This is a genomic window from Francisella sp. XLW-1, from assembly GCF_008711455.1.
In the GTDB taxonomy this organism is placed as follows: Bacteria; Pseudomonadota; Gammaproteobacteria; order Francisellales; family Francisellaceae; genus Francisella; species Francisella salimarina.
The window spans coordinates 224,651-245,262 of sequence record NZ_VXKP01000002.1 but is presented as its reverse complement, the minus strand read 5'-3'; the positions used below and the strand labels follow the sequence as shown (position 1 = coordinate 245,262).

Sequence of the window (20,612 nt, the reverse complement as noted above, 5' to 3'; positions counted from 1 at the left end):
ATGAGCATAAAAGTTATCCCAGAAAAAATAGCTAATATAGAATCACATAAAACTAGAAAAAAAATCACTGACTCAACCTACGCCAATAAAACACTTATCGCTAGAGCATCCAATCTAAAGACTACTGTAGAAGTAGCTAATAAAGAACTACAGAAGCTAAATATACCTTATTTAAAAGATACTAGTTTAGTTTTTTATTCACCAGTTAAAATTATAGTTAAAAGTGATAAGGAAATACTAAAATCAAAAATAAAAGAACTTCATAGCCAGTTTATTACAAAATTAAACCAAACAACTATGTTTTCAAGAGTTGAGAAAATAGAACTTATTATAGAACAACCCACCAACTTTTATGCAAAAACAAACAATAAAAAGCTAATAAACAAAGCAGCTAAAAAAGCATTAGAAAAAATAAAACAGGAGATTGGTGAATCAGAAAATTAGATATACTGCTATTTTTCAGTAATGGTACCTAAAGCAACTTCCATCATGTTAGTGAAAGATTGCTCTCTCTGTTGAGCAGTAGTAGATTCACCTGTTATAAAGCTGTCAGATATAGTTACAACCGCAGATGCATTTTTACCCAACTCATTTGCTGTTGCAAATAAAGCAGCAGTCTCCATCTCAACTAAATCACAGCCATACTTTTTGATGATTTTTTTATAATCATCAGAATTTTTTCTATAAAAAACGTCAGTACAGTGTGCTTTTGCTTTTTTAAGCTCTATCTTTTGTCTTTTAGCTGACTCTTCAAGATCCTTATTAAGCTCTTCCGAAGACTTAACATCACGATCCTTATCACCAGTTACAATTTCAACAAAATCAGATTCACAGTAACTTTCTTCAACAAGTACTACATCATAGACTTTGAATTCTTCTTTATAAGAACCCGCTGAGCCAACCCTAATGATATTATCAACATCATAATACTTAAAAAGCTCATAAGCATAGATACCCATACTAGGCATACCCATTCCAGAACCCATGACACTTACTTTTTTACCTTTGTAAGTACCAGTATAACCAAACATATTTCTAACAGCATTAACTCTTGTAACATTTTCTAAATAGTTATCTGCAATATATTTTGCTCTCAATGGATCACCAGGCATAATAACTGTTTTTGCAAATTCTTCTTTTCTTAATGTTTCTATATGAGGAGTAGGTAATGACATATCTGTTCCCTTTATCTTAATTTCACTCAGAATATATTAGCATAAATTATACAAAAATCTTAGTTTTATAGCTTTTAATATTATTAACTTTAGTTAACACATTAACTTTAAAATTACTATTAATACATATTAGATTTTTACTTGAACATTTTTAGAATTAAGAATGATTTTAATTTAATATATATTTAGAGATCATCTTTAGGATTAGATTCATCAGATGTATCTGGAACATCCTCATCCGGAGCTGCAGGAGCTATAACCTTACCAACCTCGACACTTGGCTTGTAGCTATCTCCATACTCACCTGGCTCACGTACATCACGTCGCGCCATTAAGTCGTCAACTTGTAATGCATCTATAGTTTCATATTTCATAAGAGCATCTGCCATAGCGTGAAGGATATCAACATTATCTTCTAATAATTTCTTAGCCTTGTTATAGCTCTTATCAATCAACTTACGTACTTCTGTATCTACTTCACGAATAGTAGAATCTGACATTTTGACAGATTTACCACCACTTCCTCCAAATGGACCATCATCTTCAACATCATAAAGTATAGTTCCCATAGCATCTGATAAACCCCAACGAGCTACATAGTTACGAGCAATATCTGTAGCAACTTGAATATCATTAGATGCTCCTGTAGTAACATGATCATACCCAAATATAAGCTCTTCTGCGATTCTGCCACCAAAGATACTACATAAACGTCCATGTAAAATAAGCCTACTTTGGCTAACAGTATCACCCTCTGGCATATACATAGTTACACCAAGAGCTCTACCTCTAGGTATAATACTTACTTTATAAACAGGATCATGTTCAGGCATCAGTTTACCAATAATAGCGTGACCAGCTTCATGATATGCAGTAAGCTTCTTCTCTTTCTCAGTCATAGCCATACTTCTTCTTTCTGAGCCCATCAAGATTTTATCTTTAGCCTTTTCGAAATCTGCCATACTAATTTTATCTTTAGACTCTCTTGCAGCAAATAGAGCTGCTTCATTTACAAGGTTAGCAAGCTCAGCACCAGAAAAACCTGGAGTCCCACGAGCTATCCAGTCAGCCCTAACATCATCGCCTAAAGCTACTTTTTTCATATGAACTTTAAGTATAGCTTCACGACCTTTAACCGTAGGCAAACCTACATTTACTTGTCTATCAAATCTACCAGGTCTTAATAATGCCTTATCTAAAACATCTGGTCTATTAGTTGCAGCAATTACTATAACACCTTCATTATCAGCAAAACCATCCATTTCAACAAGCATTTGGTTTAGAGTCTGTTCACGTTCATCATTACCGCCACCCATACCCGAGCCACGATGACGACCCACAGCATCTATCTCATCAATAAATACCAAACAAGGTGCTTTTTTCTTAGCTTGGTCAAACATATCGCGTACACGAGATGCACCGACACCAACAAACATCTCTACAAAATCAGAACCTGAAATTGAGAAAAATGGTACCTTAGCCTCACCAGCTATAGCTCTTGCTAGAAGTGTCTTACCCGTTCCTGGAGGTCCTACCATTAAGACACCTTTTGGAATTTTACCACCAATTTTTTCATATTTTTTTGGCTCGCGTAAGAAATCAACAATCTCAGCTACTTCTTCTTTAGCCTCATCGACACCAGCTACATCTTCCAAAGTTACTTTGATTTCATCTTCGCCTAAAAGTTTAGCTTTACTTTTACCTACAGAGAAAGGTCCTCCTTTACTACCACCTCCTGCTTTCATCATCATATAGATAAAGAAACCAAAGATTAGTAACATAGGTAACCAATTTAGCAAGAATGCCAAAAATATATTTGGCTTCTCAGGTGCTTTTGCTTTAATAACAGCTTTGCTATCTTCTAGCTTATTAACCAAGCCTCCATCAAGTAGTGGAGCATAAGTTACAAAGCTTTCACCATCTTCTGTTTTACCAGTAATAGTTCTACCATCGACATCTACTAAACTAATTTTATTATCTTTTAACTTACTAACGAACGATGAATAATTAATACTTTTAGATGAACTATTTGTATCATTGATACCATTGAAAAGCAGTAGCATCCCACCAATGATTAAAATCCAAAAAATAATATTTTTAAGCATATTATTTTTATTATCATTATTTTGTGCCATATATTTATTTTACCTTTTTCTTCCCTATGAAGTTTTAATACTAAAATCCAACTAATACTATAGTAAAAAATTCGATTATTAGCTAGTCGTTTTGCCAAATAATTGTATAAATATCAATATGATATTGAGCAATATAAATATATACTGATCTATTCATGATACTTAATCGTTGTCAAAACGAAAGCAATTCTTAAATTTATAATGGATAGAAATAAAATAATAGCCTATACAATTGGTATAGTTTTTCTTATAGAGTTAATTGATGGTTCAGCACTTAATACTGCTCTACCTCAAATAGCTAATGATTTTCAAGTAAATGCTTTAGCTCTTAAAGTAGCTGTAACTGTTTACCTATTAGCTTTGGGGTTATTTATTCCAGCATCTGGTTGGATCTCAGATAAAATAGGCTGCAAAAAACTTCTCGTCATATCTTTGGTTGGATTTGTTATTTCTTCTGTAGCTTGTGGACTCTCAACAAATATTATTAGTCTGGTAATATTTAGAGCATTTCAAGGCGCTTTTGGAGCATTTACAGCACCTGTTGCTCGTTTAGCAATGGTTAGAATATTCAAAAACGATCGCTTAACAGCTATGTCAATAGTAGCAGTCATTGCTACACTCGGCCCTGTTATAGGACCTTTATTTGGAGGTGCAATGACAACTTATATAGGTTGGAGAATGATATTTTTTATTAACTTCCCTATCGTGCTAGTTTGCATAATATTAATAAGTATCTACTTACCCAATATTTCAGTAGCAAAAATTAGAAAATTTGACTTTAAAGGTTTTCTAATTCTTGGAGTCTCAATAGCATTATTAATGTTTTTTATAGATCTTATGATTGATGCGAATATACTTCCAAATACTAAATGGTTAATACTTTTATCATCAATAATTTTATTTGCAATATATCTTCGACACGCAATACGATTAGGTGATAATGCTGTTATTAATCTAAATATTTTCAAAAATGAATGTTTTAAATATTTCACTATCATAAGCTCCACAACCCGCTTATTGATAATGGGCATGTCTTTCCTTCTACCATTATATTTACAGACGAAGCAACACTTTTCTGCTTTTGAATCAGGCCTAACATTAATGCTTTTCATAATGCCCGCATGGTATGTTAAAAAAGTAGTAAAAAAAGTACTAATAAGCTTACATTTTTATAATTTTTTTGTGATAACTCTTACAACAATGGCTTTTACATATTTGAGCCTAGGAATAATCTTTATTGACTTTAACTTTTTTGCATTCTCAGTTTTACTTATAATAATAGGTATTTGTTTTGGAATGTTTACTATAGTTTGTAATGCAGGAATTTATAACTCTATCGAAAATGATGAGCACATGAGTCCTGCGACAATTGTTAATAGTTCAATAATTCAATTAACAAATGCATTTGCCATATCATGGGCGAGTGTAGTTTTAGCAATATTTTCTGGAATTAAAAATATAAACTTTGACTCTATTATATCTTCTTCTGCTTTTGCATGGATTCAAGTTATATATTTTTTGGGCTTATTAGCTATCTTAGCTTATGCGATACTTTGCAAACCTAATAACTTAAATAAAGTTTCAACATCTTAATCAAAGTAAATTATTCAAATACTTCCCTGTATAAGATTTTTTACATTTGATAATGTCTTCTGGTGTTCCCTCAAAAATTATCTGTCCGCCTTTACTTCCACCTTCAGGACCCAAATCCACTATCCAATCAGCCATCTTAATAACATCAAGATTATGCTCAATAATTACTACCGTATTACCTCTATCACGCAGATCCATAATTACTTTTAAAAGCTGATGAATATCATAAAAGTGTAGTCCTGTAGTAGGTTCATCTAAAATATATAAAGTTTTGCCTGTTGAGCGTTTTGAAAGCTCTTTAGCTAATTTAACTCTTTGCGCCTCTCCACCAGATAAGGTAGTCGCGCTTTGGCCTAACTTAATATAAGACAATCCGACACTCATTAAAGCTTCTAATTTAGTCCTGATACTCGGAATAGCATCATAAAACCCTAGAGCATCCTCCACAGTCATCTCTAATACTTCGTATATGTTTTTCCCCTTGTACTGTACAGCTAGAGTTTCACGATTATAACGCTTTCCTTCACAAACATCACAAGCCACATATACATCAGCTAAGAAATGCATCTCAACTTTTATAACACCATCACCCTGACAAGCCTCACATCTACCTCCGCGAACATTGAAGCTAAATCTTCCTGGACTATACCCTCTAGATCTAGACTCCGCTGTAGCTGCAAACAGCTCTCTTATCGGTGTAAAGACACCTGTATATGTAGCTGGATTTGAACGAGGAGTACGTCCTATTGGCGACTGATCGATATCAATAACCTTATCAAAATGATTAAATCCTTTGTGTGATTTATATTCCATAGGTACAAGTGTACTTCTATTTAATAATCTTGATGCTAGAGGATATAATGTCCTATTAATCAAAGTTGATTTACCAGACCCTGATACACCGGTTACACAAGTCAAAACACCAAGAGGAACTTTTAAGTTATCACCTTGTAAATTATTGCCAGTTGCTCCGTTTATTTCAATAAAACGATTCTTATAAGCTTTCAGCCTTTTATCTGGCACTTCTATTTTCTTGCGACCACTTAAATAATCAGCAGTCAAAGATTTTTTATTTTTGATAATAGTCTGGTAATTTCCTGATGCAACTACTTCACCACCATGAACACCAGCCTTTGGCCCCATATCAATAACATAATCAGCTTGCCTAATTGCATCTTCATCATGTTCAACAACGATAACCGTATTACCTAAATCTTTAAGATTATGCAATGCATCTAAAAGGCGTTGATTATCTCTCTGATGAAGACCAATAGAAGGTTCATCCAAGATATACATAACGCCAACCAATCCAGCACCAATCTGACTAGCTAAACGAATACGCTGTGCTTCACCACCCGAAAGAGTATCAGCCTGTCTTGAAAGACTTAAATACTCCAAACCAACATTTGCTAAAAATTCAACTCTTAGCTTGATCTCTTTAAGTAAATTCTCTGCAATAACTTTTTGTTGCCCGACAAACTCTAATTCATCAAGCCATTTCAATAATTCATCTATAGACAAGGCACACACATCTGCTATATTTTTATCTGCTATAAATATGTTTCTAGCATATTCATTAATTCTAGCACCATTACAAGACTTACACTTAAGGTTACTCATAAGCTCATAGAGATCTTTTTTGACCATATCTGAGTCAGACTCATAGTATCTACGCTCAAAATGAGGTATGACTCCCTCAAATGATTTAACTCTAGTTTGTCTACCACCTCTAATTGAATCAACAGTCATCTTAATGGTTTCATCACCAGAACCGTACAAGATTATTTCTTGAACTTTTTTAGATAATTTCTCAAAAGGTTCATCTAATGAAAATTTATAATGCTCAGCCAAGGATTCTAATTGTGAATAGTAATATTGATTTGTTTTATTCCACTTAACAATTGCTCCATGCTTAAGCGAAATTGCAGGGTCTATTATTACTTTCTTCTCATCAAAGAATTCTTTGACCCCCAGACCATCACAACTACTACAAGCCCCTAATGGACTATTAAATGAAAAGATTCTTGGAGATAGCTCTTTGAGAGCATAATCACACAACGGACAAGCATGCTTTGATGAGAATAAGATATCTTCAGCATTTTCGTTAGTCATATCTGCTAATTTGACGATACCATTACCAAGATCTAAAGCGGTCTCTATAGACTCTGCAATTCTTTGCTCATTGTCTTTCTTAGGCTTAAATCTATCAACTACAACATCTATATTATGTTTCTTATAGCGATCTAACTCTGGATAATCCTCATCTAGATTAAAAAAATCACCATTTATACGAACGCGGATATAACCCTGTGCTAATATTTTATCTAACAAAGTATGGTGAGTACCTTTCTTCTGAGAAATGATCGGAGCAAGTATCATTAACCGAGCTTTCTCATCAAACTCTAAAATTTTATCAACCATCTGGCTAACTGTCTGTGCTTTAAGCTCGATATGATGTACTGGACATTTAGCAGTTCCAGCCCTAGCAAAGAAGACTCTCAGATAGTCATATATTTCTGTAACGGTCCCAACTGTAGATCTTGGGTTGTGAGATGTCGTTTTCTGATCAATTGAGATAGCCGGCGAAAGGCCCTCTATATGCTCAACATCCGGCTTATCCATCATTGATAAAAACTGCCTAGCATAAGAAGACAATGATTCGACATAGCGTCTTTGGCCTTCTGCATATAGCGTATCAAACGCTAATGATGATTTACCAGAACCACTCAAACCTGTAATAACAGTAAGCTTGTCTCTAGGTATCTCAACATCAATATTTCTTAAGTTATGGGTTTTTGCACCCTTAATGATAATTTTTTTCATAAAGAATTTTAGAGAAATATCCGTTGAATTTTAGATTATTTGTATTCTACTTCTAAGATTTCGTAAGTGACTTTACCTTTAGGCGTATCCAAGGTAACTTCATCGCCTTCTTCTTTTTTAATTAAAGCGCGTGCCAAAGGTGCAATAACAGATATTTTATGATTATCTATATCTGCTTCATCCTCACCAACTATCTGATATGTAGTTTCTTCTTCCGTATCAATATTCATAATTGTAACTGTAGCTCCAAATATAACCATACCATTGGCTTGAAGCTTTGTTACATCAATAACTTGAGCATTAGATAGTTTTGATTCTATATCTTTAATTCTACCTTCTATAATACCTTGTCTCTCTCTAGCAGCATGATATTCAGCATTCTCTTTAAGATCTCCATGATCACGAGCTTCTGCTATAGCTTCAATAATCGCAGGTCTTTCAGTTTTTTTTAGTCTATTTAGCTCTGCTCTTAATGCCTCTTCTCCTACTGGAGTCATAGGTACTCTATCATTTGTCATTATTTATTCTCTCCTTTTAATAACACAAATCAAACTATTCACAAGTAAATGCCCCACCACCATCTCTCGTAGGACTATCAGTATAAACTACTCTACCGACCAAGTTAATAACTAATGCTGCTTGATAATTATTATTTCTATCACAATATGTAATATTACCGTTACCTGTAGCCATAAAACCGTTAGGCGCAATCCTAATAAAGCTAGGATTCCCCGCTAAATTAAGATAAATACGACCATTATTTCCCTGAGGAAGGTTTGCTATTATCTCATCAGTATTACCATCATATATTTCTGTACCATCAGTACTTTCAAAAGCAACGAGAGGATCGTCACCCCACAATCTTGAATTAGAGCAAGACAAACTATTTCTATCCAATTTACCTGATTCATCAAAACTATCTGGAGTAGCTGCACAAATTATAACAGTCCTGCCATCAGAGCGGGCCCTAATAACACTATACTCAATAAACTTTTGTAAATTAGTCAATCTAGTCTCAGCAAATGTTTTAAAAAAAAAGGTAAAAGAACTAATTGCTGCCATCATCAATATAGTCATAATAACAATAACAACCATTGTCTCAACTAAAGAAAAGCCTTTTTTCTTACTAGTAAACATTATTTATTTTTTACCTTTGCTATAAGCCATTTAGTTGACTCATCAAGATTCTGATACTCATCAGAAGAATCATCGCCCATTGCCTTTAAAATATTTTTACCAAGTTTTTTACCAAGTTCAACACCCCACTGATCGTAACTATTCACATCCCACAGTGCTCCTTGAACAAATATCTTGTGCTCGTATAGAGCAACAAGAGCCCCAAGAGTATATGGGCTAAGCTCATCAAGTATAATAGTAGTACTTGGCCTATTCCCTGGAATTACTTTGTGAGGAGCTATCTTTTTTGCCTGCTGTTCACTTAGACCAGAATTTAAGAGCTCATTATAAACCATATCGTAAGATTGTCCAAACATTAGTGCTTGTGACTGAGCAAAACAATTAGCTAGTAAAGCCTGTTGATGATTATCATATCTATGATGGCTTGTAGCCACAGCTATAAAATCAACAGGAATAAAAACATTACCTTGGTGTAAAAGTTGATGAAAAGCATGTTGCCCATTTGTGCCGACACCACCCCATAACACCACGCCAGTCTGATAATTAACCGTTTCTCCAGCAAGATTCACAGATTTACCATTACTCTCCATATCAGCTTGTTGAAGATAGTCCACAAAATAACAGAGCCTTTCATCATAAGGAAGTAATGCTTGTGACTGACTAGCATAAGCACATGAATAGTAACTGGCTAACAATCCCATAATTACAGGAATATTTTTATCAAAGCTTGTTTCTCTAAAGTGCTTATCTACAGAGTATGCACCAGCCAACAGCTTCTCAAAATTATCATAGCCAATTGCAAAAGCTATCGACATACCAATTGATGACCATAATGAATAGCGTCCACCAACCCAATCCCACATCTTGTAGCAGTGTTCAAGATCTATACCAAATTCTTCTACTTTATCTAATTTACTAGATATAGCTACAAAGTGATTAGCTACAGCTTTTTCATCTTCATAATGATCTAGCAACCACTCTCTAGCAGATATAGAATTTAAAAGAGTCTCCTCTGTCGAAAATGATTTAGATGCCACAATAAACAAAGTAGTCTCAGGATCAACAACATGTAAAGCTTGTAATAATGAATCCGCATCAACATTTGAAACAAAATGAACTTTTAGACCTGTACAATGATATGGTTGCAGAGCTCTAACAACCATTTTTGGCCCTAAATCTGAACCTCCAATACCGATATTTACAATATCCGTAATTTTTTTATCCGAAAAGCCCTTCCACTCTCCTGATGTTACTTTTTCAACAAGAGCTTTTACACGTTGCTTCTCTTCATTGACTTCTTTGCGAATATCCTGTCCATCTATGACTAGTGGAGAATTAGATAAATCACGTAACGCAGTATGCAAAACAGATCTATTCTCTGTAGAGTTGATTTTTTCTCCCGTGAACATCTGCAAAATCTTATTTTTAAGGTTAGACTGATCAGCTGCTTCTAAAAGAGATTTTAATATAGCATCATTAACAAGATTTTTTGAATAATCAAAGTAAATACCTTCAAGCTTCAAAGATAATTTTTCAACTCTATGATCATCTACTGCGAACTCTTGTTTCAAGTTTACATTCTGTTGTTTTAGTCCCTTTCTAGAATTATTACAAAATGTCATTTAATCTATCCTTATATTTTGCATGCGATATAAATAATAAAATATCTCCATCTGAGTAAGATATTTCCACCCTATCTTCAATAGCATAGTTTCTTGCACCTGTACCAGTATCTATACTCAAGGTCTCACCAGATAAGGGATACCTGAGACCATTATAGTATATATTTTCTGCATATCCAAAAGGCATAACTGAAAACATCTTACCAAGCACACCGCCTATACTATACTTCTTAGGTATAAAAAAATATCTAGAGTAAGTATCTATAAACTCAATATCTAATCTTCGCATATAGTTTTTAGCAATACTAATATTGCATAAAAAATGATCCATTTCTCCCTCTGATGCTCCAAAGACATAAACCTTTGTAACACCCAAAGAGATAATATATTCTAAAGATTTTTCAAAATCTGTAGAGTACTGATCCTTATCAATAAGAAATAGCTCATCATCTAGAACAGCGAATGAATCAAAGTCACCTACAACTTTTTTAACTTTTGGACTTAAACAAGCAGATTCACTAATCTTTTTGTAAGCACCATCTGCACAAAATATATCGTAATTATTCAAAATATCTCTAATGTACTTTTCACAAAAAGACAAATTGATACTACCATTTAGAAACAGTATAGCTTCAGACATCACTTTATATCTACTAAAAAAAATAATAGTAAATTATAGCTTAATAGAACGAAAATAAAGAGCTCTAAGATTGATAATTAGGTGGTTCTTTCGTAATTGTAACGTTATGTACATGAGATTCTTTAAACCCAGCGCCGGTAATTTGAACAAAAGTTGGCTCTGTTCGCATAGTCTGAATATCCTTTGAACCAGTATACCCCATACTAGATCTTAACCCACCTATTAACTGATGTATAACTGCAGCAAGATGCCCCTTGTAAGGCACTCTACCTTCGACACCTTCTGGAACAAATTTTTTAGCATCAGTATTACCCTGGAAGTATCTATCAGAAGAGCCTTGTTCCATAGCACCTAGAGATCCCATACCTCGATATGACTTATAAGAACGTCCTTGGAAAAGTTCCACCTCACCAGGAGACTCTTCAGTACCACCAAAAAGACCACCAATCATAACCACTGAAGCTCCAGCTACTATGGCCTTTGCTATATCTCCAGAGAATTTGATACCACCATCCGCAATAACTGGAACTCCTGTGCCTTCTAAAGCTTCAGCAACATTTGATATCGCAGTAATCTGTGGCACACCAACACCAGCAACAATCCTTGTTGTACATATTGAACCTGGGCCTATACCCACTTTAACAGCATCAGCACCAGCTTTAACAAGATCCTTCGCAGCTTCTGCTGTAGCAATATTCCCACCTACAACCTCAATTTTTGGATAATTCTCTTTGACCCAATTAACCATATCAAGTACACCTTGAGAATGGCCATGAGCTGTATCAACAACAATTATATCAACGCCCTCTGCTGCTAATGCCGTGACACGTTCCTTAGTGTCAGCCGCTGTGCCAACTGCAGCACCAACTCTTAAACGACCAAGCGAATCCTTACAAGCATTAGGCTTGTTTTGTGATCTTTCAATATCTTTTGTAGTTATCAAACCAACTAGCTCGCCTTGCTCATTTACTACAAGTAACTTTTCTATCTTGTGCTCATGAAGTTTTTTCTTGATTGCACCTTGAGAAGCATCCTCAGCTACTGTCACTAACTGATCTTTAGGTGTCATTATAGAACTCACTGGCTCATCTAAATCTTTTGCAAATCTAAAGTCACGCTTAGTTACAATACCTATAATCTTATTAGTATCATCAACGACTGGAAAACCAGAGAAATTATGCTCTTTTGCAAGCTGCATGACATCTTTGATTGAGCTCTCTTGTTTTATGGTAATTGGATCAATCACCATCCCATTCTCAAATCTCTTAACTTTTTTAACTTCTTGAGCTTGAGCCTGTATAGACATATTTTTGTGTATAATTCCAATCCCACCTTCTTGAGCTATAGCTATAGCAAGGCGTGACTCAGTAACAGTATCCATAGCTGCAGATACTAAAGGGATATTTAATTTAATATCCCTAGTAATATTTGTTTTCAAATCTACCTGATGTGGAAGTACGTTCGAATATCTAGGTGAAAGCAATACATCATCAAAAGTGATCGCTTGTTGAGTAATTCTTAGCATTTTTAATCTCCGTAATTAAAATCTAAAAGAGGTGATATTTAATTACAGAAGTATTCTACCATACTAGAAAAAATATACTAGAGAGAAATATATGTTATTTAGATTGCGACAATAGATAATGTATAAGTAATGGTACTGGTCTACCAGATGCTTTGCAATTTGCAAAATCTCCCATTGCCGATCCAGCGATATCAAGATGAGCCCACTCATAATCTTCTGTAAACTTTGATAAGAACAACCCTGCAACTATAGAGCCTGCTGATCTATCGCGACCACAATTATCCATATCAGCAACTTTACTTTCTAACTTTTTAAAGTATGGCTTATGCAAAGGCAGTCTCCATACTAAATCATTAGAGACATCGGCTGCTTGCTGAAGACTGTTGGCAAGTTTATCGCTATTAGCAAACATTCCAGAAAATGCATCTCCTAAAGAGATAATCATAGCACCTGTCAGGGTTGCCATATTAATAACTGCTTTTGGATTATATTTACCAACATAAGTTAAAGTATCACAAAGCACTAGACGACCTTCTGCATCTGTATTACTTACCTCTACCGTTATACCTTTCATACTTTTAAGTACATCACCTGGTCTATATGATCTAGCATCTACAGCATTTTCTGCAAGCCCCATAACACCAACAACGTTAATAGGAATGTTTAGCATTGCTAGAGCTTTCATTGTACCCATAACAGCAGCAGCTCCACCCATATCCATTTTCATAGAGTCCATCCCAGCAGCGGGCTTAATACAGATACCTCCATTATCAAACACCAAACCTTTACCAACCAGTACTATCGGGGCCTGATCTTCATCACCACCATTATACTCCATACATACAGTATAATTAGACATATCTGAGCCACGACCCACAGCTAATGCGCAGCCCATTCCAAGCTCTGCCATAGCATCCTGATCTAAGTAATTAAGATTAAATGTTTCATATTTAGATGTTAAATCTCTAGCTTCATTCAACATATAATCTGTATTACAAATATTTGCTGGAAGATTCTGCAAATCCTTGGCATAATTTTGGCCACACGCAATTGCTGAACCAACCTTAGCAGACTCTTCCAAATCTTGATTTCCTGAATATACTAATTCGATTTGCTCTAATGAAAAATTCTCTTTTTTAGATTTTAATTGATCAAAAACATAGGTTTCAGAAATCAATGCTCTAATGGTGTCTAAAGTAAACTGCTTCTCATTATAATTCGCAAAGATATAGTCTATATTTACAGAAACCTCTTTTATGTTTAATTTTTTAAGCTGTTCGGCTATCTTTGCAATAATTTTATCGTATTCTGAAGCTATAAAATCTTGTCTAAGCCCAAGACCTAGCAGAACTACAACTTTATCACCATGTAGTAAAGGAAGAACCTCACCAGACTCAGCTTTAAAAACTTTTTTATCTAGTAAAGACTTTGAATTTGGACATTTTGTTTCTTCAACAAGTTTCTTAAGGTTTTCTTGAGCAACAATCAACACTTCAGCGGACAAAGTCGACTGATTATTTACAACAATTTTCATTAGAGATCCTGTATTTTTTGTAACATATTTTCAAACATAATATCAAAAAACGACATTTATCGCATTAAATTTAAAACCTAGTTATTCTTATTTACTGACTTTTGCTTATAAAAAATATAGAATTGCTACTAGCATAATTATTATATAAATATAGTGGCATACTTTGATTCTAGAAAAATATTACAACAAAGACATAGTTAATACATTCACATCTATTACTCTTTTTATAATATCTATTGTGTCTGCCAATTTACTTATTCGACTTTTTCAGCAGGCCTATTCACAGGGTCTTGGAATTGACTCTATTATAAAATTTGTAATATTAACAATACCTGGAAATGTAAGTCTTGTCGCGCCTATCGCAATATTTTTAGCTATTGTGATTTGTTTTGGTAAGTACTTTGCAAACAATGAAATGTTTGTAACGCTTGCCGGCGGTGTCACATGGATGCAAATTGTCAAAAACACTATGAAGCCTGTATATGCTTTAACCTTTATAACATTTTTGACAGTAATGTATATTAATCCGTTATCTAAACAGACGCAGGACATCTATCAAGCATCACTGACTGCAAAAGCACTACTATCATCAATAACAGATGACAAGATAATTAAAACTACTGATGGAAAAGTCATATATATAAAAAGTAAATCAGGGAACACGCTTAAAGACGTTTTCTTATATATGGGTACAGATAATAGTGATGAATACAAAGTTGTAACAGCCCCTATAGCAAAGGTTATAACAGATAAAGGTGCAGCATACGTAGACTTCCACGATGCTCATATTTATACAAAAGAACCTAAAACATACGAACACTCTTATGACACTGCTAAGAATGCCATATACACTATTTTTGACACTTCTGACCGTGATTACAATCACGATAAAGTTGATAGGCTATACATGCACACATTAATAGAAAATTTTTCTGATAGTGACAACGGAACAGTTTCACGTGGGGAACTTTTTGGTCGTATCAACAACTCTATTTCTGTAATTGTAGCATCATTGTTGGCTCTTGCTCTTTGTCGATTAAGACCAAGACAAAATAAATATGCTAAACTGCTGCCCTCTGTTGTTGTTCTGGCCGTATACTTATGTAGTAATATGTTTGTTAACACTCTTATGGTTGGTGGTAAATTACCAATCTGGATAGGCTGCTGGCTTCCACATATCTTTTTTATAATTTATGCTATTAGAACAATAAGAAAAGATAATGGATCATCTAAAAAGGAAAAGTAAATGTTTTTAAACCGTATTGATCGTTACATTTTTAAAACAGTATTTAGCAGTTTTCTTGTTGTAAGTTTGATCTTTTGTATTTTATTTTTTATTTTCACATATCTAGCACAGGTAAGTAATAATGATACAGGCGCAAGTAACATAGAGCTTATTATAGTAACTATATATCAGTTACCAGGAATCTTATACACATTACTTCCTGCTTGTGCTATGGTGGGAGCACTAATGGGACTTAGCTTACTTGCAAACAACTCCGAAATAATAGTATTAAGATCTTTTGGTCGCTCTACTGCTCAAATTGCAAAAGGGGTAGTATTAGTCGGTATAATTGGCTCTATCATCACAATGGTTTTTGGTGGCTATATAGCTCCAGTATTACAAAAGCTCGCTGACTCAAACACCGTTGCATATAACACTCACGACTTGTGGCTCAAAACTTCTGACGGGTTTATGAATATCTCAAATATAGATCCTAATGGAGGAAAAGCATTCGGAATAAGAAAGTTTATAACCAGTGATAACCAAGTGCAACAAGTTAGATATGCAAAAAAAGCTGAATACGTAAATGATGCGACAGCAAATGTGTTTGATGTAAGTGTTGTAACATTCCCCAACAGCAATGCCAAACATATAAGTGTCAAAGAAAATGTTTATAAAGCTATCTGGTCTAATCCAATACCAATATCTGTAGCTAAAGTTATTACTATCAACGATAATGACTATCTAAACTTTACTCAGTTAACTAAATATATGCTTTCCAATAGTCAGGCAAAAGACTCTATATCACTAAAGTTTTGGCAAGAAATTTTTCAGCCTATAGCTTTAATGGTATTAATACTACTTTCTGTGCCTTTAAGTATAGGATCCACAAGATCATCAACCCTAATACTCAAGCTACTTTTAGGAGCATTTTTTGGATTCGCATTTTTTATTATTAACCAAATATTTGGCCCAATTGCGCTGATTCTGCACTTACCAACAATAATTGGTGCTGCAGGACCTACGGTTGTTGCGTTAATATTACTAATTTATCTATTTATAAGATCTAAAGAAACATAAAATAATATATGAGCATTAACAAATATTCCTTAAACAATGATTTAAATATATACATTAAAAAAGATTTGAGAGCTCCCGTCACTCTTGCACAGATTTGGTATAAAGTAGGTTCTACATACGAACCCACTAAACTAACTGGCATATCTCACATGCTTGAACACATGATGTTTAAAGGTACTAACAAATACTCCAAAGATGAGCTTAATAGTATAGTGGAGAATAATGGGGGTGTACAAAATGCATTCACAGGTTTTGATTATACTGCTTACTACCAATTTTGGCATAAAAAAAATCTAGAACTAAGCCTATCTATTGAGTCATCAAGAATGTCTAACCTACTCTTTGATGAAAATGAATTTATCCCTGAAAGAAAAGTTGTACTCGAAGAAAGAAATCTACGTGTAGATGACAAAGCATTTAGCTACGCCTTTGAACAATTTATGAGACTTGCATATCAAAATAATTCACGACACACTCCAATAATTGGTTGGCGTGAAGATATTGAAAATTACACTCTTAATGATCTAAAAAAGTGGTATCAACAAAATTACGCCCCAAATAACGCTAATATTGTTCTTGTAGGTGATATTGATGAATCATCAGCTATACCTATGATAAAGGATTACTTCGGTGGTATTCCTAAATCTAAATTAATTAATATAGAAAAAGAGCCAAGCTTAATAAATATTGGCTATAGACACTCAAAAGTACAAAAATCACCAAATGATACAGATGCTGCGATATTAGGATACATAACACCCTCGCTAACAACTGATTATCATGATAATGATCCTTTTGCCTTAATGATCCTAAATAATATTATTGGTAGTGCTGATGCATCAGTATTACAACAAGAGCTTGTTAGAGATAAAAATCTATGTTGTCATATTGATAGCGAATACTCTCCCTTCATAAAAGGAGAGGATCTTTTTATGATTACAGCTATAGCAAACCACAACCAAAGCTTAGATAAAATCCAAAATGAAATAGAGAATTCAATTATAAAGCTAAAAAACAATGGTATAACCCAAGAGCAACTCGATAGAGCAAAAGTAACTATAAAAGCTGATAAAGTGTTTGCTATGGATTCTCTTGAAACTCAAGCAAATTTAATAGGTTCTCTTGCCAGTATAAATCTAGATGTTGACTACTATAAGTATCTTGAAAAACTTTATGATGTTTCAACCAGTGATGTTAACCGTGTACTAGACAGATATTTTGACAAATCAAACCTTACATCTCTTCACTTATTAAAGGATTAAAAATTATGATCCATAAATTTGATATAAATAATACAACAGTATATTTCCAAGAATCTCCAAGTTTACCAATGATTGATATACAGCTTAACTTTAGAGCTGGATCTGCATTTGATGGAGAATTGAATGGTTTAGCTGATTTGGCAGTAGGAATGTTTGCTACAAAGACTAAGAAATCTAATGAGCAAGAACTTATAAATAAAATAACTGATAATGGAATATCTATACATTCAGAAACTACTAAAGAATTTTTTAATATAAAAATTCGCTTGTTAAATGATAATAATATTATTAGCAATACTATTAGTATATTAGAAGAAGTTTTTACTATTCCAGACTTTGATCCTGATATATTAGAAAGAGAAAAAATTCAGACTCTTACTCATATTGACTATTTATATCAACAGCCCAATTACCTAGCATCACTTGAATTTTCAAAGCATATTTTTGCAAATAACCCTTATAGTAAGCCAACAATTGGCTACAAAGAAACTATCAAAAAAATATCTCAAAAAGATATTCAAGATTTCTTTGGTGAAAATATTTGTGCGAATAATGCTAATATTTGTGTAGTTGGTGCTATAGATAAATCTCAGGCTGAAAGTATTTCTCAAAAAATAATTAGCCTCCTACCAAAAGGTAAAAAAAATACGCAAAAATTTGCTCAACAAAAAAACAATATCGAAATAGTTAAAAACAAATTTCCAAGTAAACAAACTGCAATACTAGTTGGTCATCAATTATTACTCGAAATTAACGATCCATTATACTTCCCTCTAAAACTAGGAAATGAAATACTTGGTGGTGGCGGTTTAAACTCTTTGCTTTTCAATAAAGTTCGTGAAGAGCTTGGATTGGTTTACAACATATCAAGCACAGCAAATATTAATCCCGATTACGGTAGTTTTTTAATATCGGCTCAAACAAGTAATCCAAACCTTGCTATAGACACTATAAACACTGTCTATAGTAATTTCATCAATTCAACTATAGATGAACAAACCCTAACAAACTCTAAAAAGCATATTGAAGGCACGCATTTACTCAGTAGTGTAAAAAATAGCTCTAAATTAAATATGCTATCTTCAATCGCAAATAAAAATCTACCTTTAGATTTTTTTGATACTTATGTTGAGCATATTAATAATGTTACTGCTAAAGAGATTCATAATGCTTACCAAGCGATACAAGAAAATAACATAATCACAGTAATGGTTGGAGATATCGAATAAGTGAAGACAAATACTATTCGTATAATATCTGGAAAATATAAGAATCGAAGGCTTAAGTTCCCTAATGTAAATGGCTTACGCCCAACCTCTGATCAACTTAAAGAAACTATCTTTAATTGGTTAGCTCCATATATACATGATAGCATTTGCATTGATGCTTTTGCTGGTAGTGGTAGCCTAGGTATAGAAAGCATATCAAGAGGCGCTTCAAAAACTATATTCTATGAACTTAATTTTAAAGCTTTGCAGCAAATCAAAGAAAATATTAATGCATTGGAAATAAAGAATTGTGAAATATATAAAGCCGATAGTATAAAAGCCCTTGCAAATTTTGACGCCAAAAATTCTAAGCTAATTATATTTTTAGACCCTCCATTCAATAAAAACATCACTCCAAAAGCTCTAAAGTCAATATTAAAAAATCAAAATATTCCTAATGAAACATTGATTTATGTAGAAACTGAAAAAACAGCTACATATAAACTTGATGGTTTTGATATATTAAAAGAAAAAACCACAAGTACTCTATCCGCCAAACTTCTACGTAAAAAATAAGTCTTTATATATTTAGACTTTTAAATAGCTCAATTATGCTACAATTTGTGAATATATTTTTAGTAGTACTTATCCTCCATTATGCGTATAACTCTCAAACATCTGAAAGTTTTTATTGAAGTCGCAAAAGCTGAATCTATCAGCGAAGGTGCCAAGTCATGTTTTATATCACAATCTGCAGCTAGTATTAGTTTAGGTCAGTTAGAAAAAATCCTTGAAATAAAACTTTTTGACCGTAATAAAAATGGTCTAAGCCTAAATAGTGACGGTAAAGCCCTATTTAAGAAAGCTATTGAAATCATAGAAAAATCAAATGAGTTTGAATTATTTAATAAATCCAATGAAAACCTACAAGGTGACATTTCTGTAGCTGCAAACTCTGTAATAGCAACTTATGTGCTGCCAAAACTACTTTATAAATTCCAGACAGAATACCCAAACATAAAGATTAATATTATCAGTGATAACCTTGATAAAACTTTCGCTAATATTGAAAATGAAATATGTGAAATAGGCTTTGTCGAGGGACGTGTTCTTTTACATGAAATGAAATCAGAAGAAATCATTATAAAAAAGTCTGAACTCAAAATAATCTGCAATAAAAACCACCCACTTGCAAAGTATGACTCTGTTAACATTGATGATGTTTTTGGATATAAATGGGCATATTATCATGACACTTTTACAACGCGAGATATTCTTATAACCAAGATAGATAAAAACTCAAATATCATGAGGAAATGGGCTGGTGACTACGATGTTAAAGAGAACATTGTTCTAGGAGATATAGTTTTTACAAAAAATGGTGACATGATAAAAGAAAGTACAAACTCTTTCATTGATGATGATTTCTATCTACCGAATATTGAAGCTGTTAAAGTATATGTCTCAAACAGCGATTTTCTTGCAACTGTGCCTAATGTAAGCCTTAGTGAGATAGACAATAACTCACTAAAGGTTATTAATGTAAAAAATATTGTAATGACAAGAAATCATCGAATTATATTGAAGAAAAATAAGCACCACACGAAAATTGTTAAACTATTTTGTGATTGGTTGCAGAAACAAGAATACTAG

At 33.5% G+C, this 20,612-nt stretch carries 17 protein-coding genes; 8 read left to right on the top strand and 9 right to left on the bottom strand.

The features are described from left to right. Entirely contained in the window at nucleotides 1-444 is a 444-nt protein-coding gene (locus F3D59_RS03670) for a hypothetical protein (protein WP_150463840.1), read from the top strand. Nucleotides 445-452: 8 nt separating this feature from the next. On the opposite strand, the gene deoD is transcribed toward F3D59_RS03670, so the two are convergent. Both deoD and ftsH read right to left on the bottom strand, forming a co-directional pair. Then, the gene (gene deoD / locus F3D59_RS03665) at nucleotides 453-1,175 is read right to left on the bottom strand and encodes a purine-nucleoside phosphorylase (protein WP_149368057.1); all 723 of its coding nucleotides are present in this window, start codon (nucleotides 1,173-1,175) and stop codon (nucleotides 453-455) included. 185 nt (nucleotides 1,176-1,360) lie between these two features. Continuing rightward, a complete protein-coding gene (gene ftsH / locus F3D59_RS03660) occupies nucleotides 1,361-3,310 on the bottom strand; it encodes an ATP-dependent zinc metalloprotease FtsH (RefSeq protein WP_191092425.1) in 1,950 nt (649 codons plus the stop codon). Nucleotides 3,311-3,511: 201 nt separating this feature from the next. Between ftsH and F3D59_RS03655 the strand changes: the two genes are divergently transcribed. Continuing rightward, nucleotides 3,512-4,903 carry an MFS transporter gene (locus F3D59_RS03655; protein WP_150463839.1) on the top strand — a complete coding sequence of 464 codons (1,392 nt, stop codon included), beginning with the start codon at nucleotides 3,512-3,514 and terminating at the stop codon, nucleotides 4,901-4,903. On the opposite strand, the gene uvrA is transcribed toward F3D59_RS03655, so the two are convergent. The 7 genes from uvrA to F3D59_RS03620 form a co-directional block, all read right to left on the bottom strand. Next, the gene (uvrA, locus tag F3D59_RS03650; RefSeq protein WP_150463838.1) at nucleotides 4,904-7,726 is read right to left on the bottom strand and encodes an excinuclease ABC subunit UvrA; all 2,823 of its coding nucleotides are present in this window, start codon (nucleotides 7,724-7,726) and stop codon (nucleotides 4,904-4,906) included. Nucleotides 7,727-7,761: 35 nt separating this feature from the next. Next, on the bottom strand, nucleotides 7,762-8,244 hold the full coding sequence (gene greA / locus F3D59_RS03645; RefSeq protein ID WP_013923407.1) for a transcription elongation factor GreA: 483 nt from the start codon (nucleotides 8,242-8,244) through the stop codon (nucleotides 7,762-7,764). Between the two features lie 34 nt (nucleotides 8,245-8,278). Beyond that, nucleotides 8,279-8,863, bottom strand: coding sequence for a type II secretion system protein (locus tag F3D59_RS03640; protein ID WP_150463837.1), 585 nt, complete (start codon nucleotides 8,861-8,863; stop codon nucleotides 8,279-8,281). Next, a complete protein-coding gene (gene pgi, locus F3D59_RS03635; RefSeq protein WP_150463836.1) occupies nucleotides 8,863-10,485 on the bottom strand; it encodes a glucose-6-phosphate isomerase in 1,623 nt (540 codons plus the stop codon). The genes F3D59_RS03640 and pgi overlap by 1 nt, the downstream gene beginning before the upstream one ends. Next, entirely contained in the window at nucleotides 10,472-11,125 is a 654-nt protein-coding gene (locus F3D59_RS03630; protein ID WP_150463835.1) for a thiamine diphosphokinase, read from the bottom strand. Before F3D59_RS03630 ends, pgi begins: the two co-directional genes overlap by 14 nt. A gap of 64 nt (nucleotides 11,126-11,189) precedes the next feature. Next, on the bottom strand, nucleotides 11,190-12,650 hold the full coding sequence (gene guaB, locus F3D59_RS03625; protein WP_150463834.1) for an IMP dehydrogenase: 1,461 nt from the start codon (nucleotides 12,648-12,650) through the stop codon (nucleotides 11,190-11,192). A 94-nt stretch (nucleotides 12,651-12,744) separates the two neighbouring features. Continuing rightward, nucleotides 12,745-14,184, bottom strand: coding sequence for a leucyl aminopeptidase (locus F3D59_RS03620; protein WP_150463833.1), 1,440 nt, complete (start codon nucleotides 14,182-14,184; stop codon nucleotides 12,745-12,747). Between the two features lie 163 nt (nucleotides 14,185-14,347). Here F3D59_RS03620 and lptF point away from each other — a divergent pair, with 163 nt between their 5' ends. From lptF to F3D59_RS03590, 6 genes are all read left to right on the top strand, one after another. Then, the gene (lptF, locus tag F3D59_RS03615) at nucleotides 14,348-15,430 is read left to right on the top strand and encodes an LPS export ABC transporter permease LptF (protein WP_041263800.1); all 1,083 of its coding nucleotides are present in this window, start codon (nucleotides 14,348-14,350) and stop codon (nucleotides 15,428-15,430) included. Then, nucleotides 15,431-16,489 carry an LPS export ABC transporter permease LptG gene (gene lptG, locus F3D59_RS03610; protein WP_150463832.1) on the top strand — a complete coding sequence of 353 codons (1,059 nt, stop codon included), beginning with the start codon at nucleotides 15,431-15,433 and terminating at the stop codon, nucleotides 16,487-16,489. An 8-nt stretch (nucleotides 16,490-16,497) separates the two neighbouring features. Beyond that, complete coding sequence (locus tag F3D59_RS03605) at nucleotides 16,498-17,751, top strand: M16 family metallopeptidase (RefSeq protein WP_150463831.1); 1,254 nt, start codon at nucleotides 16,498-16,500, stop codon at nucleotides 17,749-17,751. Between the two features lie 5 nt (nucleotides 17,752-17,756). After that, nucleotides 17,757-18,980, top strand: coding sequence for a M16 family metallopeptidase (locus tag F3D59_RS03600; RefSeq protein WP_150463830.1), 1,224 nt, complete (start codon nucleotides 17,757-17,759; stop codon nucleotides 18,978-18,980). After that, the gene (rsmD, locus tag F3D59_RS03595) at nucleotides 18,981-19,535 is read left to right on the top strand and encodes a 16S rRNA (guanine(966)-N(2))-methyltransferase RsmD (RefSeq protein WP_150463829.1); all 555 of its coding nucleotides are present in this window, start codon (nucleotides 18,981-18,983) and stop codon (nucleotides 19,533-19,535) included. A gap of 81 nt (nucleotides 19,536-19,616) precedes the next feature. Beyond that, on the top strand, nucleotides 19,617-20,612 hold the full coding sequence (locus F3D59_RS03590) for a LysR family transcriptional regulator (protein ID WP_150463828.1): 996 nt from the start codon (nucleotides 19,617-19,619) through the stop codon (nucleotides 20,610-20,612).